Here is a 21991-nt window from a genome sequence, read left to right on the forward strand (position 1 = left end):
TTTGCTTGTTGGGCATTTTATTCTTCATTTTTCGCTCTGTACACGGTCAGACAACCGTCCGGGCACACAATGGCGCACGAAGAGCATCCGTTACAGGTGTCTTCCACTACCTGCTGTACGTAATTATATCCTTTTTGATTTACTTTCGGGGTGAGTGACAACACATGCAACGGGCATGCGACCACACATAGGTTGCATCCCTTGCAGCGTTCGGTATTTACGATAACCACACCTTTCATTTTAGCCATATTCTATATCTCTTATTGATTAAACATATCTTTGTTATAAAAGTTAAGTATATCTATCATCATCTTCCGGGCTTCGGTGGCTGGGCTTTCCGGATCCAGTTCAATGGCTTCCTGATAATTGTTGAGTGCCCCTTGCCAGTCGCCTTTTTTCCGATAGGCATTCCCCAGAAGATAATACGCCTCTGCCATGGGGGAAGAAGCTGTTTGCAACCAATCATTCAGGCGGGATATAGCGGTGTCTGCATTTCCTTCATTTATCAGTTGTCTGATGTGATTCAGTTGTTCATTCATGGGCTTTTATGTCATATTGTAACCTTACAAAGATAGTCTTTAATTTGGTACGAGAGTCATTTTTGCAGAATAAATAGTAAAAATTGCCGAATTTTCTTCTACTGAAGGATGCGCAACATTCTGGTTTATAAGGTATTTCAATACTCTTGATTTTGTTTCAATTGAAAAAGATGCATATCTAACTAACCATATGAAATAAAGAGACGGGTAACAGGTTTGTTGGATGTTGTAAGTTTTTATCAAAAGTTTATTGAATGCGCGAAATATATTTGATTATGTTATTATTTCTCTTAACTTTGTGGCAATTTATTCACAAAGCAAACAACTAAATAATTAACTTATCAGAAAGAATTATGAACAAGATTCTTCAGAAGGAACATTTTTCCGAAAAGGTTTTCAAACTGGTGATTGAGGCTCCGTTGATTGCAAAGTCGCGTAAGGCGGGACATTTTGTCATTGTCCGTGTAGGCGAGAAGGGGGAACGTATGCCTTTGACCATTGCAGCAGCCGATCCGGTGAAGGGAACCATTACGTTGGTAGTGCAGGAGGTAGGACTTTCGTCTACCCGTCTGTGCGAACTGAATGTGGGTGATTACATTACAGACGTGGTAGGTCCGCTGGGAAAGGCTACTCATATTGAAAACTTCGGGACAGTGGTTTGTGCCGGAGGTGGTGTAGGTGTGGCTCCGATGTTACCTATCGTGCAGGCATTGAAGGCTGCAGGAAACCGGGTCATTACCGTGCTGGCCGGACGTACCAAGGAACTGATTATTCTTGAAAAGGAAATGCGTGAGAGCTCGGACGAAGTGATTATCATGACGGACGACGGTTCTTACGGACAGAAAGGTCTGGTTACGGAAGGGGTAGAAGCAATTATCAAGCGTGAAAAGGTGGATAAGTGTTTTGCCATTGGTCCGGCCATCATGATGAAGTTTGTCTGCCTGCTGACGAAGAAATACAATATTCCGACCGATGTGTCGCTGAACACCATCATGGTGGATGGTACAGGTATGTGTGGTGCTTGCCGTATCACCGTGGGCGGAAAGACGAAGTTCGTATGCGTGGATGGTCCGGAATTCGACGGCCATCAGGTGGACTTCGACGAAATGCTGAAACGCATGGGGGCTTTCAAGGATATTGAGCGTGAAGAAATTCATAAACTGGATACCAAACCTGCAACTTGTGAAGCTGAACAGGCTGCTTCCGGACGAAACGCTGAATGGCGTGAAGCGTTGCGCAAGAGCATGAAGCCGAAAGAACGTGTGGCTATTCCGCGCGTGAAGATGAACGAACTGGATCCGGAATACCGTTCACACAGCCGCAAGGAAGAAGTGAATCTGGGACTGAGCGAAGAGCAGGCGCTGACAGAAGCCAAGCGTTGTCTGGACTGTGCCAATCCTTCTTGTATGGAAGGCTGTCCGGTGGGTATTGATATTCCGGGCTTTGTCAAGAACATCGAACGTGGAGAATTCCTGGAAGCTGCGCGTACGCTGAAAAAGACCAGTGCGCTTCCGGCCGTATGTGGACGTGTCTGTCCGCAGGAAAAGCAGTGTGAATCGAAATGTATTCACCTGAAGATGGGACACGAAGCGGTGGCTATCGGTTACCTGGAACGTTTTGCAGCTGACTATGAACGTGAAAGCGGACAGATTTCAGTGCCTGAAATTGCAGCTAAGAACGGTATCAAGATCGCAGTAGTGGGTTCAGGACCTGCCGGATTATCGTTTGCAGGCGATATGGCCAAGATGGGTTACGATGTAACCGTGTTCGAGGCGCTGCATGAAATAGGTGGGGTATTGAAATACGGTATTCCGGAATTCCGTCTGCCGAACAAGATTGTGGATGTGGAAATCGAAAACTTGTCCAAGATGGGAGTGACTTTCGTGAAGGACTGCATCATAGGCAAGACTATCAGCGTGGAAGACCTCGAAAGCGAAGGCTTCAAGGGTATCTTCGTGGCTTCGGGTGCCGGACTGCCTAACTTCATGAACATTCCGGGCGAGAACTCCATCAACATCATGTCTTCGAATGAGTACCTGACACGTGTGAACCTGATGGATGCGGCCAGCGAAGATGCCGATACTCCGGTGACATTCGGTAAGCGAGTAGCTGTAATCGGTGGTGGAAATACAGCGATGGACTCTGTACGTACAGCACGTCGTCTGGGAGCGGAGAAGGCGATGATTATTTACCGTCGTTCGGAAGCAGAAATGCCGGCCCGCCTGGAAGAAGTGAAGCATGCCAAGGAAGAAGGTGTGGAATTCCTGACACTGCACAATCCGATAGAATACATTGCCGATGAGAAGGGACGTGTAAAACAGGTGGTACTTCAGAAGATGGAATTGGGTGAGCCTGATGCTTCCGGTCGTCGTAGTCCGGTTGCCATTCCGGGAGCCACTGTAACTCTCGACATTGACATGGCCATTGTCAGTGTAGGTGTATCACCTAACCCGATTGTGCCGAATTCTATTCCGGGACTGGAATTAGGACGCAAGGGAACCATTGCTGTCAACGATGACATGCAGTCGTCTATCCCGACCATCTATGCCGGTGGTGACATCGTGCGTGGAGGAGCCACTGTAATCTTGGCGATGGGTGACGGACGCCGTGCGGCTGCTGCCATGGATCGCCAGCTTCGTCAGGCATAAAAACAAACTTAAAATTTAGTCATAAAAAAACGCTTTGACGTTTGTAACAGAACGTCGAAGCGTTTCCTTTAAAACGCACTTGCGTTTAAGGTAAAACGTCGAAGCGTTTAAAACAAAACGTCCTTGTGTTTCGGTTGAAGCGCAAGGACGTTTTTTCTATGTGATATTACTGACGCAGCAGTGTGCGTGTGATTTCGCCTGTATACATGGTGTATGACTTACTGCTGTCAGCCTGAATGTTAAGTGATTTCAGGTCATCAGCCGTCATTTTTTGGTTCATTGACTTCTTGCATTCAATAACTGCTGTCGGCTGGGAGGCACCTTGTGCATAGAATGAAATCTTGTATTCGCTGCACTGTTCCATCAGAGCGCTGAGCGCAATACGGTCTTGGGCAATCAGCAGGTAAGCCACGTTCTTGTTGAACAGTTTGCCAAAACCTCCCCAGTTTTCCGCCTTGATTTCGATTTCTTCCTCGTTGGCAGTCAAGGTGATGCGTCCGTTTTGTAGCTGGTTGTTCCAGCTGTTTGAAAATTGTGCTACAGGTACTTCCTTCAGTTCGCCGGTCAGGGCCATGGCCGGAGTCAGAGGTGTGGCCGGAACTACAGCCGGAGCTGCTTCGTTAGCCAGTACCTTTTGTCCTAATGCATCGGTAGCCGACTGGAAAAGCTGGTCCTTCAGGTTAATGGTCTCACGACGGAATTTTCCGCAGATAGGAGCCAGCTTCGTTTTCTTCTTGTTCAGCGCCATGTCATCGGTAATCCATTCTTCGGCGGTATATTTATCTCCTCCATCACGGTTTTCGTCATACCAGTAGCGGATGCGGGTCATGGTCATGCGGCATACACCATCGGTAACATTAATAAGATACTGGTAGTAGATGCGGGTGCGGTCCAGTGAAAGAGCCGAAGAAGAGAACACAATATATTCTTCGGCTGAGGCGGCTATGTCGCCTTCTTCTTCATTGGTGTAGACTACGCGGCTCTGCAGTTTCCCGTCAGATTTAAAACGGTTATTGGCCCATTCCAGCATTTGTTTGTAGAGTTGCTCCTTGGAGAGTGATGGAGCCTTGATTTCATGGCGGAAAGTCACTTTTCCATCCTCCAGTGTAATAGCTCCGGCCAGATATTTGGGGTCAGAGTTGTCTTTTTTATCCTTGGCCATTCCGAACAACGGCAGGCAGGTCAATAAGATGAATAATAATTTTTTCATGATTGGTATCAAAGTTTTTTATAGTATGAAATAGTATATCTTAAAGATAGCATGTGTAAAGATAGGTATTTTTTTTAACTGCGGTGTAGGAATAGGATTTCTTATTATTTTTTTGTGAAACAATTATACATTTCAGTAAAAACAGCAAAGCCCGTTTCCCTTTTCAGGAAAACAGGCTTTGTACGTATTTCTATCAAATAGAACCTCTCCGAAGCAGGAGCAGGGGATTATCGAACGGGAATCTTGTCGATGCGTGTCTGATGGCGTCCGCCTTCAAAATCTGTGGTGAAGAATTCCGTCATAATCTTGTCGGCCATTGCTTCATCAATGAAACGTCCCGGCATTACCAGTACGTTGGCATTGTTATGCTGACGAGCCAGATGAGCGATTTCCGGAATCCAGCACAACGCGGCACGAATGCCCTGATGCTTGTTCAGGGTGATACCGATTCCTTCACCGCTTCCGCAGATGGCAATTCCCGGATAGCATTCTCCGTTCTCTACTGCCAAAGCCAGCGGGTGAGCAAAGTCGGGATAGTCACAACTGTCGGTTGTGTAGGTCCCGAAATCTTTGTATTCCCATCCTTTGGCTTCCAGCCATTTTTTTACGTATTGTTTCAATTCAAATCCGGCATGGTCGGATGCAAGTCCTATTGTTTTCATCAGAGCATTTCTTTTACTTGGTTATATACATTTTCAGCAGTGAAGCCCAGCTTTTCATCCAGTACTTTGTAAGGAGCAGAGAAACCGAATGATTCCAATCCCCAAATCTTGCCGTTGGCACCTACCAGACCTAGCAAGTTAACTGGCAGACCAGCTGTTAAACCAAATACCTTAGCTCCACTCGGAAGAATGCTTTCCTGATATTCCTTGCTCTGGCTGCGGAACAGACCTTCTGACGGAACAGACACGATACGAGTCTTCACACCGTCTTTGTGAAGCAGTTCAGCTCCAGCTACCAGTGTAGAGACTTCAGAACCTGAAGCTACCATGATGACATCCGGATTTTCGTCAGAACCAGCTACGATGTAAGCTCCCTTGGCAGCCTGTGAGTAGTCTGTACCTTCCGGCAGCAGAGTGATGTTCTGGCGAGACAGAATCAAAGCCGACGGAGTATCGGTATTTTCCATAGCCAGTTTCCAGCAGACAGTAGTTTCTTCTGCATCGGCCGGACGAAGTACCAGCATAGAGTTCTTTCCGTGGTGGTTTTTCAGTTTTTCCATCAGGCGGATTTGTGCTTCTTGTTCTACCGGTTCGTGGGTAGGACCGTCTTCACCAACGCGGAATGCATCGTGTGTCCAGATGAATTTCACTGGTAACTGCATGAGGGCAGCCATACGTACGGCAGGTTTCATGTAGTCTGAGAATACGAAGAATGTACCGCAGGCAGCGATAACACCACCGTGCAGTGCCATACCGATACAGCAGCAAGCCATAGTCAGTTCGGCTACTCCGGCCTGGAAGAAGGCACCGCTGAAGTCACCGTTAACAAATGCATGAGTCTTTTTCAGGAAACCGTCAGTCTTGTCAGAGTTAGACAAGTCGGCAGAAGCACAGATCATGTTAGGAACCTGCTGTGCCAATGCACCCAATACAGTGGCAGATGCGTTACGAGTTGCATCGTTTGCTTTCTGCTGGATACCTGCCCAGTCTACTTTCGGAGCAGCTCCGCTGAACCATTCTTTCAGCTGAGCTGCTTTTTCCGGATTGGCTGCAGCCCATGCAGCTTCTTCCTCATAACGTGCAGCTACGATGGTCTTCAGTTCTTCTTCACGTTTTGCGTAAATCTCTTTTACGTCGTCGAAGATAACGAACGGATTTTCAGGGTCAGCCCCCAAGTTAATCATGGTGTTCTTGTAAGCGTCGCCACCCAGAGGAGCACCGTGAGTCTTACAGTTGTGTTCGTATGAAGAGTTGTCATCTTTGCGGGCACCCTTACCCATGATACATTTACCGATAATCAGCGTCGGGCGTTTGCTTTCTGCTTTTGCCGCATCCAGTGCAGTACGGATTTGTTCGCAGTCGTTACCGTTGATTTCGATGACATTCCATCCCCATGCACGGTATTTCATGGCTGTATCTTCAGAGATGACATCCTTTGTTTCTGTAGAAAGCTGGATGTCATTTGAGTCATAGAACATAATCAGGTTATCCAGACCCAGGTGTCCGGCGATACGGCCTGCACCCTGAGAGATTTCTTCCTGAATACCACCGTCAGAGATATAAGCGTAGATAGTTTCTTTATTGAAAGTAGGATTGCCAGTACGAGCTGCAAGGAATTTGGCAGCGATGGCAGCACCTACAGCAAATACGTGTCCTTGTCCCAGCGGGCCAGAAGTGTTTTCAATGCCGCGCATTACGTCTACTTCAGGATGTCCCGGAGTAGGAGAGCCCCACTGACGTAATTGTTTTAATTCGTCTAATGTAAATTTACCGATAAGAGCCAATTGTGAGTACAACATCGGTGACATGTGGCCCGGGTCCAGGAAGAAACGGTCACGTCCTTCCCATTTCGGATTCTGAGGATCATATTGCAGGTACTCTGCATACAGGACATTGATGAAGTCGGCTCCGCCCATTGCACCTCCGGGGTGTCCGGACTTTGCTTTTTCAACCATTGAAGCAGCTAAAATACGAATATTATCAGCAGCGTGGTTCATTACTTGTTTGCTGTTCATATAACTAAAGTTTGATTTGTATGCTACATAAAATACGGGTGGCATAGGTCACCCGCTTTTTAAATTATGAGCAAAGGTATGACATTTATATGTAAATTACAAAGTGGAAATAACTTATTTATTTCACATTTTTTTACTTCTTGTATTTTACCGCTGCTTCTTCCACAGGCAGACAAGCCTTGTAGTTTTCAATATACTCATTGAATCCAGCCACGTCTTCTGCCGTAGGAGATACTTCTACGCCAGCATTCCCGGCAAACACTTTGTCGTCGAGGAAGTCAGCCAGTGACTGCTTCTTGTCATTGTTCACCAGATAAGAACCTAACAGCGCAATACCCCATGCACCACCTTCTCCCGCGGTTTCCATGACGGAAATCGGAGAATTGATGGCTGCAGCAAGTACTCTTTGACCTACACCTTTGGTACGGAACAGACCTCCGTGACCGGTAATGCGGTCTACTTTGATTTTTTCTTCGTTGAAGAGGATGTCATTTCCAATCTTCAGTACGCCTACAGATGCATACAAGTGTGCACGCATAAAGTTAGCCAAGTTGAATTTGTCGCTTGCTGTACGTACGAACAACGGACGTCCTTCTGTAAGCCCGGTTACAGGTTCGCCAGAGAAATAGTTGTAAGAAATCAGTCCGCCGCAATTAGCGTCACCCGTCAGTGCGTGGTTATACAGTTTGCCGAAAATCTCATCCATGTCTACCGGCATACCCATCAGTTCCTGGTATTCCTTGAACAGGTTTACCCATGCATTCAGGTCGGAAGTACAGTTGTTGCAGTGTACCATGGCTACCAGACTTCCGTCCGGAGTGGTTACCATGTCAATCATTTCGTAAGGTTTAGACAGGTCTTTTTCCAGTACAATCATAGAGAAAGAAGAAGTACCAGCCGATACATTACCTGTGCGCTGTTTTACGGCATTGGTAGCTACCATCCCTGTTCCGGCATCACCTTCTGGCGGACATACAGGTACACCTGCTTTCAGATGACCTGATACGTCGAGTTTCTTGGCGCCTTCTTCAGTCAGGCAGCCGGCATTTTCTCCTGCCAGCAATACTTTGGGCAGAATGTCTGTCAGTTTCCAGCTATATCCGTAAGGAGCGACTAACTTGTCGAACTTTTCAATCATTTCGGCAGAGTAGTTCTTTGTTTCAGGGTCGATAGGAAGCATACCTGAAGCATCACCGATACCCAGAACTTTTTCGCCGGTAATCTGCCAGTGCACGTAACCAGCCAGTGTCGTGAAGAAAGTGATGTCCTTCACATGTTCTTCCTTGTTCAGGATAGCCTGATAGAGGTGAGAGATACTCCATCTTAACGGAATGTTATAAACAAAGAGTTCAGACAGTTCGGCAGCTGCTTTTCCGGTGTTGGTATTTCTCCAGGTACGGAACGGTACGAGGATTTCTTCTTTGTCATTGAAAGCCATGTAGCCGTGCATCATGGCACTGATGCCGATGGCTGCCAAGTTTTCTATTTCGATGCCGTACTGGCTTTTTACGTTCGCGCGAAGGTCAGCGTAGCAGTCCTGCACTCCAGCCCAGATTGCTTCAATGCTGTAGGTCCAGAGTCCGTCTTCCAGCTGGTTTTCCCAGGTGTGGCTTCCCTGAGCAATAGGTTTGTTTTCCTGGTCAATCAAGACAGCTTTGATTCTGGTAGAACCGAATTCAATACCCAGAATGGCTTTACCTGCCTCAATGGTTGACTTTGCATCTTTCATATTAAAATCGATTAATTAAAGTGAGAAATAAGGCAATATAAAAAATTAAAAGTGCTGCCAGAAAGAAATCTTCTGTCCAGCACTTTTAAGATATACTTGGTTAAGTATTAGCAAAGAGCTTTGTTCAGCATGTAGTATACTTCGTTCATGCGAAGTTCTTTCTTGAAGCTGTCGATAGTAGTATCTTTGTTGATATGTACCATTTCGATACCAGCAATTTCAGCATAGTCTTCCCAGTATTCTGCGGTCAGGTCGTATGAGAAACAAGAGTGGTGAGTACCACCAGCCAGAATCCATGCACCCGCGCCGATTTCGAAGTTAGGCATCGGTTTCCAGAGAGCAGAAGCAACCGGCAATTTCGGCAGTGGTTTTGGTTCGATACATTCTACATCGTTTACAATCAGACGGAAGCGGTTGCCCATGTCTACTACGGTAGCAGTACATCCTGTACCTACCTTAGAAGTGAAGACAAGACGTGCAGTCTGGCTCTTGCGCACGCCGATACCGAGGAAGTGTACTTCCAGACGAGGTTTCTTAGCAGCAATCATCGGACAAACTTCCAACATGTGAGCCTGAAGGATAGAGCTGTTTTCACCGTCGAAGTTCAGTGTGTAGTCTTCCAGGAAAGAGCATCCATTAGGCAATCCCTGGTTCATTACCCATACTGTACGATACAGAGCAGCCGATTTCCAGTCACCTTCTGCACCGAAGCCATATCCTTCTGCCATCAGGCGCTGTGAAGCCAGTCCCGGAATCTGGTCGAAATAGCTTCCGTCAGTCTGACCCAGGTCGTCGAAATTAGTAGTGAAACCTTTGGCGCCTTTTGCTTTCAGGATAGCACGCAGAGCCAGTTCAGCTTTCGCGGCATTCCATACTTTCTGGTATGCTTCAGAAGCTTTGTCTTCCAGTTCAGCATCGTGGTCGTATTCATTGAAGTAAGTTTTTACAAGAGCTTCTACATCTTCGTCTTTTACTTCTTTGTGGTAGCTCATCAGTTCGCTTACCGGACAATAGTCTACGTGGTAACCCATGCGCTGTTCAGCTTCTACCTTGTCACCGTCTGTAACAGCTACGTTGTTCATCTGGTCGCCGAAACGCAGAATCAGCATATCCTGAGAATCTGCCCATGCAGCACATACGCGCATCCATACTGCAATCTTAGACAACGTGTTTTCGTCTTTCCAGTAACCAACTACTACTTTGCGGCGTACACGCATACGAGCGCAGATGTGACCAAATTCACGGTCGCCGTGAGCAGACTGGTTCAAGTTCATGAAGTCCATATCCATGGTATCCCAAGGAATTTCCTTGTTGAACTGAGTGTGCAGGTGGAGCAACGGTTTCTTCAATTGCTGCAAGCCGTGAATCCACATTTTAGCAGGAGAGAAAGTATGCATCCAAGTGATTACACCGATACATTTTTCTTCGTTGTTGGCTGCTTTGAACACTGCTTCTACTTCTTTTGAGGAGTTTGCAGTTCCTTTATATACTACTTTCACAGGCAGTTTGCCGCTAGCATTCAAACCTGCTACCATTTCGTTACTGTGTGCGTCTACTGCGATAACTGCATCGCCTCCGTAAAGGAGCTGAGCTCCGGTTACGAACCATACTTCATATTGATCAAATGCGTTCATAGTGATTTTATTTTAATGGGTTGATATTTGTTCTTATGTTATTTCTTTTGTCCGTAATAAGCATTAGGACCATGTTTGCGGCTAAAGTGTTTTTCTACGAGCAGCGGATTCATGGTCAGGTGCGGGTTGACAGCGTATGCAATGCTGGCCATCTTGGCAACCTGTTCCATTACCACGGCGTTGTGCACTGCATCGTGTGCATCCTTACCCCATGAAAATGGTCCGTGGTTTTTGACGAGAACTCCAGGAGTGTGTACCGGATTCATGCCTTCAAAACGTTTTACGATTACGTTTCCAGTTTCCATTTCATAGGCACCCTTCACTTCTTCTTCAGTCATGTCGGCTGTGCAAGGAATTGCTTCGTGGAAATAGTCGGCATGCGTGGTTCCGATATTCGGAATGTCACATCCGGCTTGAGCCCATGCAGTAGCGTAGGTAGAATGAGTGTGTACAACGCCTCCGATTTCAGGAAAAGCCTTGTAGAGTACAAGGTGAGTCGGTGTGTCGCTTGAAGGACGCAGGTTCCCTTCCACTACGTTTCCTTCCAGGTCTACTACGACCATGTCTTCTGCTTTCATTTCGTCGTAAGATACTCCGCTGGGTTTGATAACCACCAGTCCGCTTTCACGGTCGATGGCCGATACGTTTCCCCACGTGAAAATAACCAATCCGTGTTTCACCAAATCCAGGTTGGCATGAAACACTTTTTCTTTCAGTGCTTCTAACATATTTCTAAAGTTTGAATTTCGGATCTTTCTGATAAGCCTTGTCGTTGAATTTGTAGAGAGAGGCTCCTCTTCGTGATCCTGTTTTATCAATTTTATCCGTTTTTTCTATAAATCCCATTTCTGCAATGCGTTTGCGGAAATTTCGTTTGTCCATCGGTTCACCGTAAATCGCTTCGTACAGGCTTTGGAGCTGTGTCAGAGTGAACAGCTCTGGCAGAAGGTTGAAGCCGATAGGTGCCCTTGAGGCTTTTTGTTTCATGATAGCACGAGCTTTCTCAACCATTTCATTGTGGTCAAAAATCAGATTGGGCAGTTCATTGATATTTACCCAATATGCATTGTGCTGCTGTACTAGCTCACGGTCATATTCATTGATGTTGACTAAGGCATAATAAGCCAGTGAAATAACTCGTTCGCCCGGGTCGCGGTCTACTGCGCCGAATGCACCAATCTGGTCCATGTACACATTTTCCAGTCCGGTCAATTCGCTTAATACACGCTTGGCAGCTTCATCGGCACTTTCGTTTTCCTGAATGAAGCCTCCCATCAGCGACCATTGTCCCATTGCGGGTTCGAAATTTCTTTTGAGCAGCAATAAATTCAGTTCGCCTTTGTCGAATCCGAAGATAATGCAGTCGATTCCGACATAAAATTTAGGATTATTATTATAGTATGTGGTCATGAAGTTCGTGACTTTTGGTTCTTTACAACTTGGTTTCTTTGGTTTCTTTGGTTTCTGTTATTTTTCTACTGTAAATTTAAAAATACAGTGGCTTTGGTAGGTTTGTCCTGGAGTCAGTATAACAGAAGGCCATTGTGGTTTGTTAGGGCTGTCAGGATAGTGTTGGGTTTCCAGACACACGGAGGCACGTTGTGGGTAAGTGATACCTTTCTTTCCTTTCACCGTACCGTCCAGGAAGTTTCCTGTATAGACCTGTATACCAGGTTCGTCTGTGTAAACTTCCAGGCCGATGCCTGTAGTCGGGCTTGTCAGTTTGGCAGCCACCTGATTGATCTCACCCTTGGTTTTCAATACCCAGTTATGGTCAAATCCGTTACCGAATTTCACTTGTTCGTTAGAGAAATCTGTCACTCCTTCGCTGATGGCCTTCGGTGTGTTGAAGTCGAACGGAGTATCTTTTACTGCCATCATTTCACCTGTTGTCATGAAGGTGCTGTCTACCGGAGTGATGCTGTCGGAAGCTACATAAAGTATATGGTCTGTAGCTGGTGTAGACGGTTCCCCATTCAAGTTGAAATAAGAATGGTTGGTCATGTTGATGACTGTTGTCTTATCTGTAGTAGCATCATATTTAATGTCAATGGCATTGTCAGCTGTCAGTGAGTAAGTTACGTTGGCCGTTACATTTCCTGGGAAATTGTTGTCTCCGTCGGGTGATTTCATCGTCAGCACGATGGTGCTGTCATTGGTCTGGCTGGCTTCGTACACCTGATACTGCCATCCGGTAGGACCGCCGTGCAGACAGTGCCCGAAGTTGTTGGTTGGAAGCTGGATTTCCTGTCCGTCGATAGTGATTTTTCCCTTATTGATTCGGTTGGCATAACGGCCGATGGAAGCACCGAAGTCGCTGGGAATATTCTGATAGTCTGCAATGCTGTCAAAACCGAGAACTACATCCGTCATCTTTCCGTTCTTGTCGGGAACCATGACCGATACGATTCGTCCACCGAAGTTGGTTACACAAACTTCCATACCCTGACTGTTTTTCAAAGTATAAAGTTTGATAGGTTTGGCATTTTCAGCTGAAACTTCAAAATTAGCAGGGTTCAAGCCTGATAATGTCAGTTCCGGTTGCTGGGCTTGCTTGGAAGCACAACCGCTTAATACAGCAAGGATGATACTTGCCCCTAAAAAAGATTTGTTCATGCTTTTCATATGAAATTATTGATGTTTTTATCTATGGTGTAAAAGTAACACTTAAAGCGATTGCTTGTTCATTTTTTCAGATGTTTTTCAACATAGAATGAGTGTTTTCAGCAGTTTTTATAAAAAAAGCAAGAGGATATGCAGCTTTTTTACATATCCTCTTCATTTATAAGTTAGTTTTTATGGATTACCAGAAGTATGCATAGAACAATGCGCAGAGAACTACAACGCCCAATGTGGCAATTACATCCCACATATTCCAGCTTTCGCGAATGGCTTTTTTGTAGTCGCCAGTGAAGGTGATAGCAGCGATTTGTTCAGATGTCGGTTTGGCAGTAAACATGGATATTACGTACATCATGATAACGATGAATACGAGCAGCCATACTTCGAAGATAAGCCAGTTGGTTTGCCAGAACCAAGAAGTGTATTCCCAGAATGCTCCATCCATGACTGCTTTACCAGAGTCTGTGAGCACGTTGGTCAACAAGCGCAACATACCGATAAGGAATCCTCCGATAAGGCCCCATTCTCCGGCTTTCGGTGTGATACGTTTAGAGAAGATACCCAGTGTAAATACGGCTACCATGGCAGGAGCAATCAAAGATTGAATATCTTGAAGATAAGAATACAAGTTACCCATGTTCATCATGATAGGCATCCATGCCAATCCCAATAGAACGACAACGACAGTAGCTATACGGCCTACCATTACGTAGTGGCTTTCGCTCATGCCTTTTTTCATAGGCTTGTAGAAGTCTTCTGTAAACAATGTCGCACAGCTGTTGAAGAATGCGGCCAGGGAAGCTACGAGAGCGCAGATGAAACCGATGGTTACGATACCTTTCACACCTGCAGGCAGGATGTTCTTTACCATCATGGCGAAGGCACCGTCTGTGTCATGCGTGTTGGTGATGTCCATGATGATGTTGCTGCCGGCTTTTTGTGAAAGCGCGAAAGCCACCATGCCCGGAATCAGGAACATGAAGACAGGCAACAGTTTGAAGTAGCCTGCTGCGATTGTACCGCGGCGTGCACGTGCCATAACTTTTCGATTATCTTCTCCTTTGGTTTGTCCGAGCACACGCTGTACGATATGCTGGTCAGTACACCAGTACCAGAAACCGATGATGGATGCTCCGAGGAATACTACATAGCCGGGGAATTGCGGATACATGGGGTCGGCAGGGTCAGTATGGAACATGTGTGTGGTTCCGAAACCGTCATGTGCAGCGTTACAAGCGGCCATCATTTGTGACCATCCTTCAGAGATGCTGCCATCGCCGAGCATATTCAAGCCGAGGAATAAGACAAGGAATGAGCCGATGATAAGTATCGGAGTCTGGATAGCAGAAAGCGTCATCACTCCTTTCATACCGCCGAAAACGGTGAAGATGGCCGTGATGAAGATAAGACCGAGTGCTCCCCACCAAAATGGGAGGCCGAGTAGGTATTCAAAGAAGATACCTCCGGTGAATGCCGTTACAGATACTTTCGTCAGCACATAGGCAATCAGTGTAATGATAGACAGCCAAGAGCCGGTACGTTGTGTGTAGCGGAATTTCAGGAAGTCGGGCATCGTGATAATCTTGCCCATTTTGTTGTTTAATAGTTGGTAAAATGGAACGAACAACCATCCCAGAATAAGAATCATCCAGCCTTGCATTTCCCAGTGAGCCATGCCCACGCCGTCTTTTGCGCCTGTACCGGCCAGTCCTACAAGATGTTCAGAACCGATGTTCGCTGCAAAGATGGCAGCACCGATAATGTACCATGGTTCTCCTTTTCCGAAAAGGTAGTCCTGACTATCGGCACCTTTCATTTTTTCCTGATCTTTTTTTATTGCACGGTAAACAGCCCATACAATAGCCATGACTCCGACGGCGAGAACTGACCAGTCGAGCCAAATAAATTCAGTTGAATTCCAATTCATAATAGTATTATTTTAATTATTTGTGTATTGATTTCATGGTTATCAAAACTGGTTTTGCTTCGTTTGTTTTTCAAGGTGTATTAGTAACACTAATTCAACTGCAATATTACGGATAAGTGTAAAATTACACTAATAAAAGTCCATGTTTTAGAGCATGTTTCCTCCTTTTTTTTCGTCTTCCTCTGTTTTTAACATTTCAGCCGGCAATGAAAATAAAAAACTTCTGTAGACTTTTGAGTATTTTTACGTGTCCGTTCGTATAATTTTATGTGAAAATAAAAATTGAGAAGATATGAAAAAACTGATTTTTTTGCTGTGTCTGTTTATGGTTCTGGGGGGGATACATGCACAAACCGGGCGGCTAGACTTGAAACTTCCGCAGGGACATCCCCGCTATCTGACCACACAGGAGGGGAAGGAAGAGACTCTGGAACTGATTAAAAAGGCTCCTTGGGCAAAAGACGTGTATGAGCGGCTCCGGCAACGGACAGATGAATATGTAGACCTGGGAACGGACTGGCTTTCTTCCCGTTTGCTGATGTACTGGAACACACATGCTACTGAGGTCTATATAAAAGGTGAATACTATGATTATGCCGGAGGTGAGAAGGCACCGGCTCCAACAGTGGTGTTTGCCGGAGCACGTAGCCATGCCACCAATTACCGACGTCCGAGGCTGGAAGAACTGAAACCTTATCAGGAGGATGCCAGAGGAATGTACCTGGCCAACAGTACCCTGGAGGGTAACCCTTACGAGTGGGTGAGCCTCAGTAAGACGGGCAGGATGATTGAGAGCATCAATAATGAAATTGTGGGCATAGCCCGTGATGCGGCTTTCCTCTGGTGGCTGACCGGAGAGTCGAAATATGCCACGGCCGCAGCTTCCGTATTCGATGTGTACATGACTGGTCTGTACTATCGTAATGTACCTGTCGACTTGAATTACGGTCACCAGCAGACGCTGGTAGGAATGACTTCCTTTGAGGTGATTCATGAAGATGTCATTAATTCGTTGGTGCCGCTTTATGATTTTCTTTATGCATATCTGCTGAAGGAGAAGCCTGAAAAGATGACCATCTATGCCGACGCTTTCAAGAAATGTGCCGACAACATTATTGCCAACGGGGTACCTCACAACAACTGGAACTTGTTGCAGGCGCATTTTATCATGAATATTGCTTTGATTCTGGAAGATGATGCAAAGTATGCTGACGGTAAAGGACGCCAATATTATATTGATTACCTGGTGAACCAGTCCTCTATCCGCCAATGGTCATTGAAGAAACTGGCCGATTATGGTTTTGATTCCGTGACCGGTATTTGGGCGGAATGTCCCGGTTACAGTAGTGTGGTGGTGGGCGATTATGCCAGTTTTGTCAGCTTGTTCGATGAGAATCTGGGTATGGATTTGACCAGGGAGATTCCGGTACTTCCAAAGGCTGTGGAAAGCATGCCTCAGTATCTTTTCCCTAACCGTATGGTTTGCGGATTTGGTGATACACACCCCTCCGCGCTTCGTACGGATATATTCCGTTATATGATTCAGAATGCCCGCAAGCATGGAAAACCTGAAGAAGAGCATAAGTTTACGGCCATGTTGAAGCTGTTCGATTCTTCTGCTTCCCTTCCGGTGGCAGAAAGAGGGAAGGCTCCGGTGGCCATCACTTCCTTTTTTGCCGGAAAGCCGCTCGTGTTGGATGAAAAAGTGGAAGCAGGCAAGATTGATGATTACGTTACTCCGACTTTCTATGCCCCTAATGTCAGTTGGCTGGTACAACGCAACGGAATGAATCGCCGTCACAGCCTGATGCTGTCTCTCAACGGGAGTGAAGGAAACCACATGCACGCCAACGGCATCAGTATGGAGCTTTATGGGAAAGGCTACGTGCTCGGTCCTGATGCCGGAATTGGAAAGACCCTTTATCAAGGATTGGATTACTTGGAATATTACAGCCAGTTTCCTTCACATAACACGGTTTGTGTGGATGGCATTTCTTCTTATCCCGTCATGAAAAGTAATCATTCTTTTAAGTTACGGGCTATATACCCTTCTGCCGGTAAGAAACTCCCTTATCAGCCGCTTTCTTATAGTGAAGTGTATTTCCGTGAGCCAGAGAGCTATGCGGATCAAACCCGGTTGACCGGAATTGTTAACGTCAGTGATTCTACAGGTTATTATGTAGATATTTTCCGGAGCCGGAAAGTGGAGGGAGGCGACAAGATGCATGATTATTTCTATCACAATCTGGGGCAGCACATGACGCTGACAGCGGCCGACGGCAGCGAACTCGGACTTCAGCCTACTCAGGAGCTGGCATTTGCCGGAGCTCATCTGTATGCCTATTCTTACATATATAATAAGAAGCGGGCGGTCACAAGCAAAGACGTGAAAGCCGGATTTACCATCCGGATGCCCGACAGGGACGATATTACGATGAACCTCTGGATGAAGGGAGAGGAGGGACGCGAAGTCTTTTCGGCCTTGAGCCCCATGACGGAAGGGCTGAGCCGCATTAAGGACATGCCTTACTCCATCAAGGACCAGCCTACGCTGACTTTTGTGACACGCCAGAAAGGAGAGGCATGGAACCGTCCTTTTGTGGCAGTGTATGAACCTTCTACCGTAAAAGAGCCTTCCTGCATTGTGTCGGTAGACTATCCGCAGGTGAAGAGCGAACAGCAGGGTAGTCATGTGGGTATACGTGTGGCACAGACCAATGGAAATACCGACTGGATTCTGTCGTCGGATGAGAGCACACACTACTGCAAATTGGAAAATTTGCAGGCTTGTGCAGGATATGCGCTGTGCCGTCAGTCGGAAAAGGGAGAGCCCCTTCAGGCCTTTCTGGGTAACGGTACACAGCTGGAAACGGATGGAGTGAGCATCCGGACAGATGCATCTGCTGATGTATTGCTGCTGAAGCAGGATGGAAAGTGGATGTACACGGCTACAGCTCCTTGTCGGGTAGTTGTAGGAAAGAAAAAATATACACTCTCGGCTACTAATGTGTTGACAGTCTTGAAGTGAATTGATAGACACTTAAGAGATAAGCAAGGAACTGCTTGTAGTTTGACATGTTCCCCGAAGCAGAAACATGGGTTTCCTTTACGGGAAACCTGTGTTTTCGCCTCGGGAAACGTTTGGCTTGCGCGGGGAAAACCTAAAATGTGCAGGCCGGTGTCCTTTTCTATGTGGTTGCGCTTTTGCATTCTTATGCCTTGCCGGTATCGACGGCAGGGTTGTAATCATGTTTTTTATACCGACTTGATAAAATATAGGCGGATTCTATGTATTTTTGCTTATGAAACCTATGGCTGTTTTGTAAATGAAGAAATGTTTGATATATGTCTACCTCCTTTTGTTGACCAGTCTGTGCTGTTTGCAAGCAGGAGCTGTTTCGTCCGAAATCCGTAGCTTGTCCGTGTCTGACGGACTCCCTGATTTGGTCATTAATACGATATACAAAGATTCAAAAGGCTATGTCTGGATGGGAACTAATACCTCAGTGGAGCGTTTTGATGGCATACGCCTGGAGCATTACATGGTAGAGGGTAGCAATGAGAATCTGAAGCGGGTGTTTGCGCTGGTTGAAATGCCGGATAATGAACTGTGGGTTGGTACGGGTATGGGACTTTTCCGTCTGGCCGACGATGCCGAAAAGCTTGAACAGCTGGCTCCTGAAATGATTACAAGTGGAGTCCATGCATTTTGTAAGTTGGAAGATGTGCTCTATGTGGGTACGGAAAAAGGATTGTATGTATATAAGGCAGGGGTTTTTGAGCATGTGCTGGTAGACAAGAATGTCTTTTCGCGTGCGAATTTTGTAACGGGAATGGCAGAAGGAGAAGGCGGCATATTGTGGCTCTCTACTATGGAAGGCTTGAAATCTCTTCGTTTGTCCGACCGTGCCATCACTTCTTTTCCGGATAAATTGGCAAAAGACGGGCAGAATCTTTCTTTTTACAACATCACGCGCATCGGCTCAAAGATTTTTATGGGCACAATGACTAGCGGTCTGGTGTTTTTCGATACTTCTACCAAGCACTTCGCACGCTATCTGGATGTAGGTTGCGGAGTGATTTCTGCCTTGTCAGGCGATGGAAAAGACCTGCTTTATGTGGGAACGGACGGGAATGGTGTACATTTTATTTCTGTAAGTAGCCATCGTGTCGTCCGTACCTTCCGGCATGACCGTGAGTCAGACGGGCAGATTCGTTCCAATTCTGTGTACTCGGTATTAGTAGACCGTGACGGCTTGTTATGGATTGGCTTTTATCAGTTGGGGGTGGATTACACCTTGTTTCAGAGTGACTTGTTCTCCACCTATCAATATGAGAACGTATTTGATTCCAGAGACATGGCGGTCCGTACCATTGCCTTTCATGGAAGTCAGAAACTGATAGGTTCGCGCGACGGCTTCGTGTTTATCGATGAAGCCGATGGCAGATTCCAGATATTCAAGGCTCCCCGTCTGCGGGCTTCCATTATTGTATCAAGCTGTTATTTCGACGGAAAATATTATATCGGAACATATGGAGGAGGTATGTATGTGCTCGATGGCACTACATTGGAACTGCGAGATTTTGAGATTGCTTCTGAACCCTTCCAGTATGGACATATTTTTGTACTTCGCCCTGACGACCGGGGAAATCTGTGGATAGGTACTTCTGCCGGACTTTATTGTTATCGGAACGGGAAAATTGTGCGCCATTTTAAAAGCGACAGTTCCAAGTTACCCGAAGGCAACGTCTATGAGATTTATTTTGATTCTTCTCATAAAGGATGGATTTGTACGGAAAGCGGTATTTGCATTTGGGATCCTTCTTCCGAAAGCTTAAAGAACGATGTGTTTCCGGAAGGATTTGTGCATAAAGAAAAAATCCGCATGATTTATGAGACCTCCGACCATCAACTCTATTTTCTTCCGGATAAGGGAGAATTGTTTGTGTCCGACTTGACCATAAGCCATTTCAGCAGGCTGATGCCTGGTACTTTATTGGACGGAAAATCTTTGATGGCCGTGGTAGAAGATTCGGAAGGCTGGTTGTGGGTGGCGACCAATAAAGGTATGTATCGTTTTGATAAGAAAACTAAGGTGGTACCTTTCAATTTTGCGGATGGCATTCCCAGCCTGATATTCATCAATTGTATTCCTATAAAAGATGACGAAGGGAACTTCTGGTTTGGTAATTCCAGGGGACTGGTGCGCCTGAACGGGAAAGACATGGATATGCTCCCCAGCCGTTATATTATTTCCTTGTCGGATGTCCTGGTCAACGGAAAGAGCATGCAGCATCAGCTTTCGGGAGAAGAAGGTCATTACGTGCTTACCTTGGAGAATTCACAGAAGAGTGTAATCATTCAGTTCTCTGCACTTACGTACAGCGACCCGAACAGTCTGATGTATGAGTATAAATTAGGAGAGGACGGAGAATGGATTTCCTTGATGGGAAAATCAGAAGTATCACTGTATGATTTGCCTTCGGGAGTCACTTCTTTTGTTATCCGTCAGATTGGCTATCCCGACTCAGCCATGACTTTAGATATTTGTATTCCTGACCGTTCCTGGTATAAATGGATATATTCTCTTTTAGCATTGTTGCTAGTGATTTCGGGAGTGTATGTATTTCGCCGTTGCTTGCTGCGTGTGGTATGGTCTGTATTGCGCAAACTGAACGGTATCAATGATACCGAAATGCCGGTAGTAGTAGAGACAGAAAAGACGGAAAAAGAGCCTGAAGAAACCTCTCAGGAAGTTGAAATCGCTCAGGAAGAAGTGTTGGAGAGGCCAGCAACGCCGAAACCTGAGAAAAAGTCAACTTCTTCCATTGAGGATAAATACCGGACGAACAAAGTCAGTCCGGAAGAGTGCAAGCGGCTTTTCCGTTTGCTGGAGCAGGAAATGAAGCGTAATAAACCTTATCGTAATCCGGACCTCAAAGTGGCAGATCTTGCCGTGGCAATCGGTACTACTTCTCATTCGCTGTCGTATCTTTTCAATCAGTATTTGGAGAAGAACTATTATGATTATATCAACGAATACCGTGTGGAAGAATTCAAGTCGCTTATCCTGAAAGACGAGTATGCAAAATACACCTTGACTGCCATGGCAGAACTTTGTGGTTTTAGTTCGCGTGCCTCATTTTTCCGTACGTTCAAGAAGTTAGCGGGAATTACTCCGAACGAATATATCAAACAAGTCGCAGACGAGCACCGTCCGGTCGATTGACGGGGCTTTTCGTGTCAGAATGTGAAAAATAACCCCATACAAAAGTCTCAAATTATTATTTGACACTTTTGTATGGGGTTTCTTATTTTGTTGTAAATCAGTTGTTTGTATGAAAATTAGTCTTGTAGGATAAGGTGAGATTCATTCCATGTTACATTTGTTTTAGTTTTTTGGAATTGTAAATACATTTGCAGTGTCAAAAAATCAAAACAAGCTAATTTATGAAAGACCTGACGAACACATCCAATGAGTTAGTAGCACAGATTTTTGCGGACTACCATCAGTCGGTCTTCTTTTATATCTATAAGAAAATAGGGAAAAAGGAAGATTCGGAAGATTTGGTTCAGGACGCGTATCTTCGTCTTTTGGAATATCGTACCATGCTTCGTTCTGACACGGTGAAGTATTTTTTGTTTACGATTGTACGTAATCTGGTGTCCGACTACCTCCGCCATTTTTATAAAAGACAGGAGGTTGCCGCTTATTTGGAAGAAAGTTATCAGACTCGGCAGATTGGAGGAGATACGGATGCCCGTGTCATTGTCCGTGACTTGCAGAAACTGGAACTGATGCGGGTGAAATGTCTGCCTTTCCAGCGTCGGAAAATCTATGTCATGAATCGTTTTGAGGGGAAAAACTCGGCTGATATTGCTGCCGAACTAAGTCTTTCACAGCGTACGGTGGAGAATCATCTGTTCATCAGTCGTAAGGAAGTACGCAACTATATGAAACAATGTATATAAATAATGATAAGAAGTAAAAACGTTAATTTAAA

At 45.7% G+C, this 21991-nt stretch carries 15 protein-coding genes; 4 read left to right on the forward strand and 11 right to left on the reverse strand.

Features of this window, described 5'->3' with window-relative positions:
* Nucleotides 1-17: 17 nt before the first annotated feature.
* A complete protein-coding gene (locus ACMJ0U_RS05090; protein WP_417128596.1) occupies nucleotides 18-248 on the reverse strand; it encodes a 4Fe-4S binding protein in 231 nt (76 codons plus the stop codon).
* 12 nt (nucleotides 249-260) lie between these two features.
* Nucleotides 261-539 carry a tetratricopeptide repeat protein gene (locus ACMJ0U_RS05095; RefSeq protein WP_417128598.1) on the reverse strand — a complete coding sequence of 93 codons (279 nt, stop codon included), beginning with the start codon at nucleotides 537-539 and terminating at the stop codon, nucleotides 261-263.
* 353 nt (nucleotides 540-892) lie between these two features.
* On the opposite strand from ACMJ0U_RS05095, the gene ACMJ0U_RS05100 reads away from it, so the two are divergent.
* Nucleotides 893-3187, forward strand: coding sequence for a bifunctional dihydroorotate dehydrogenase B NAD binding subunit/NADPH-dependent glutamate synthase (locus ACMJ0U_RS05100; protein WP_417128599.1), 2295 nt, complete (start codon nucleotides 893-895; stop codon nucleotides 3185-3187).
* Between the two features lie 166 nt (nucleotides 3188-3353).
* Here ACMJ0U_RS05100 and ACMJ0U_RS05105 read toward each other — a convergent pair whose 3' ends face one another.
* The 9 genes from ACMJ0U_RS05105 to ACMJ0U_RS05145 form a co-directional block, all read right to left on the reverse strand.
* A complete protein-coding gene (locus ACMJ0U_RS05105; RefSeq protein WP_417128601.1) occupies nucleotides 3354-4397 on the reverse strand; it encodes a DUF4468 domain-containing protein in 1044 nt (347 codons plus the stop codon).
* Between the two features lie 227 nt (nucleotides 4398-4624).
* Nucleotides 4625-5059: a ribose 5-phosphate isomerase B gene (gene rpiB / locus ACMJ0U_RS05110; protein ID WP_417128602.1), complete on the reverse strand. Its 435-nt coding sequence runs from the start codon at nucleotides 5057-5059 to the stop codon at nucleotides 4625-4627.
* The gene (locus tag ACMJ0U_RS05115; RefSeq protein WP_417128603.1) at nucleotides 5059-7074 is read right to left on the reverse strand and encodes a transketolase family protein; all 2016 of its coding nucleotides are present in this window, start codon (nucleotides 7072-7074) and stop codon (nucleotides 5059-5061) included. Before ACMJ0U_RS05115 ends, rpiB begins: the two co-directional genes overlap by 1 nt.
* Nucleotides 7075-7207: 133 nt before the next feature.
* Nucleotides 7208-8803 (reverse strand): xylulokinase, encoded by a 1596-nt coding sequence (locus ACMJ0U_RS05120; protein WP_417128604.1) that lies wholly within the window; start codon nucleotides 8801-8803, stop codon nucleotides 7208-7210.
* 107 nt (nucleotides 8804-8910) lie between these two features.
* On the reverse strand, nucleotides 8911-10437 hold the full coding sequence (gene araA / locus ACMJ0U_RS05125; RefSeq protein ID WP_417128605.1) for an L-arabinose isomerase: 1527 nt from the start codon (nucleotides 10435-10437) through the stop codon (nucleotides 8911-8913).
* 38 nt (nucleotides 10438-10475) lie between these two features.
* Nucleotides 10476-11165, reverse strand: coding sequence for an L-ribulose-5-phosphate 4-epimerase (locus tag ACMJ0U_RS05130; RefSeq protein ID WP_304316404.1), 690 nt, complete (start codon nucleotides 11163-11165; stop codon nucleotides 10476-10478).
* 4 nt (nucleotides 11166-11169) lie between these two features.
* Nucleotides 11170-11847 (reverse strand): NUDIX hydrolase, encoded by a 678-nt coding sequence (locus ACMJ0U_RS05135; RefSeq protein WP_417128607.1) that lies wholly within the window; start codon nucleotides 11845-11847, stop codon nucleotides 11170-11172.
* Between the two features lie 57 nt (nucleotides 11848-11904).
* The gene (locus ACMJ0U_RS05140) at nucleotides 11905-13062 is read right to left on the reverse strand and encodes an aldose epimerase family protein (RefSeq protein WP_417128609.1); all 1158 of its coding nucleotides are present in this window, start codon (nucleotides 13060-13062) and stop codon (nucleotides 11905-11907) included.
* Between the two features lie 178 nt (nucleotides 13063-13240).
* Nucleotides 13241-14986 carry a sodium:solute symporter gene (locus tag ACMJ0U_RS05145; protein ID WP_417128611.1) on the reverse strand — a complete coding sequence of 582 codons (1746 nt, stop codon included), beginning with the start codon at nucleotides 14984-14986 and terminating at the stop codon, nucleotides 13241-13243.
* A gap of 292 nt (nucleotides 14987-15278) precedes the next feature.
* Between ACMJ0U_RS05145 and ACMJ0U_RS05150 the strand changes: the two genes are divergently transcribed.
* The 3 genes from ACMJ0U_RS05150 to ACMJ0U_RS05160 all read left to right on the forward strand — a co-directional run bounded on the left by ACMJ0U_RS05150 (nucleotide 15279) and on the right by ACMJ0U_RS05160 (nucleotide 21959).
* Nucleotides 15279-18014: a six-hairpin glycosidase gene (locus ACMJ0U_RS05150; RefSeq protein WP_417128613.1), complete on the forward strand. Its 2736-nt coding sequence runs from the start codon at nucleotides 15279-15281 to the stop codon at nucleotides 18012-18014.
* A gap of 298 nt (nucleotides 18015-18312) precedes the next feature.
* The gene (locus tag ACMJ0U_RS05155) at nucleotides 18313-21216 is read left to right on the forward strand and encodes a two-component regulator propeller domain-containing protein (protein WP_417128614.1); all 2904 of its coding nucleotides are present in this window, start codon (nucleotides 18313-18315) and stop codon (nucleotides 21214-21216) included.
* Between the two features lie 221 nt (nucleotides 21217-21437).
* The gene (locus tag ACMJ0U_RS05160) at nucleotides 21438-21959 is read left to right on the forward strand and encodes a sigma-70 family RNA polymerase sigma factor (protein WP_417128615.1); all 522 of its coding nucleotides are present in this window, start codon (nucleotides 21438-21440) and stop codon (nucleotides 21957-21959) included.
* Nucleotides 21960-21991: the final 32 nt, after the last annotated feature.

Source organism: Phocaeicola sp. (assembly GCF_048170425.1).
Lineage (GTDB): Bacteria > Bacteroidota > Bacteroidia > Bacteroidales > Bacteroidaceae > Phocaeicola.

Bases quoted from the DNA above. Each gene is read 5' to 3' on its own strand.
- ACMJ0U_RS05090 (WP_417128596.1), bottom strand. From the start codon at position 248: ATGGCTAAAATGAAAGGTGTGGTTATCGTAAATACCGAACGCTGCAAG.
- ACMJ0U_RS05095 (WP_417128598.1), bottom strand. From the start codon at position 539: ATGAATGAACAACTGAATCACATCAGACAACTGATAAATGAAGGAAAT.
- ACMJ0U_RS05100 (WP_417128599.1), top strand. From the start codon at position 893: ATGAACAAGATTCTTCAGAAGGAACATTTTTCCGAAAAGGTTTTCAAA.
- ACMJ0U_RS05105 (WP_417128601.1), bottom strand. From the start codon at position 4,397: ATGAAAAAATTATTATTCATCTTATTGACCTGCCTGCCGTTGTTCGGA.
- rpiB (WP_417128602.1), bottom strand. From the start codon at position 5,059: ATGAAAACAATAGGACTTGCATCCGACCATGCCGGATTTGAATTGAAA.
- ACMJ0U_RS05115 (WP_417128603.1), bottom strand. From the start codon at position 7,074: ATGAACAGCAAACAAGTAATGAACCACGCTGCTGATAATATTCGTATT.
- ACMJ0U_RS05120 (WP_417128604.1), bottom strand. From the start codon at position 8,803: ATGAAAGATGCAAAGTCAACCATTGAGGCAGGTAAAGCCATTCTGGGT.
- araA (WP_417128605.1), bottom strand. From the start codon at position 10,437: ATGAACGCATTTGATCAATATGAAGTATGGTTCGTAACCGGAGCTCAG.
- ACMJ0U_RS05130 (WP_304316404.1), bottom strand. From the start codon at position 11,165: ATGTTAGAAGCACTGAAAGAAAAAGTGTTTCATGCCAACCTGGATTTG.
- ACMJ0U_RS05135 (WP_417128607.1), bottom strand. From the start codon at position 11,847: ATGACCACATACTATAATAATAATCCTAAATTTTATGTCGGAATCGAC.
- ACMJ0U_RS05140 (WP_417128609.1), bottom strand. From the start codon at position 13,062: ATGAAAAGCATGAACAAATCTTTTTTAGGGGCAAGTATCATCCTTGCT.
- ACMJ0U_RS05145 (WP_417128611.1), bottom strand. From the start codon at position 14,986: ATGAATTGGAATTCAACTGAATTTATTTGGCTCGACTGGTCAGTTCTC.
- ACMJ0U_RS05150 (WP_417128613.1), top strand. From the start codon at position 15,279: ATGAAAAAACTGATTTTTTTGCTGTGTCTGTTTATGGTTCTGGGGGGG.
- ACMJ0U_RS05155 (WP_417128614.1), top strand. From the start codon at position 18,313: ATGAAGAAATGTTTGATATATGTCTACCTCCTTTTGTTGACCAGTCTG.
- ACMJ0U_RS05160 (WP_417128615.1), top strand. From the start codon at position 21,438: ATGAAAGACCTGACGAACACATCCAATGAGTTAGTAGCACAGATTTTT.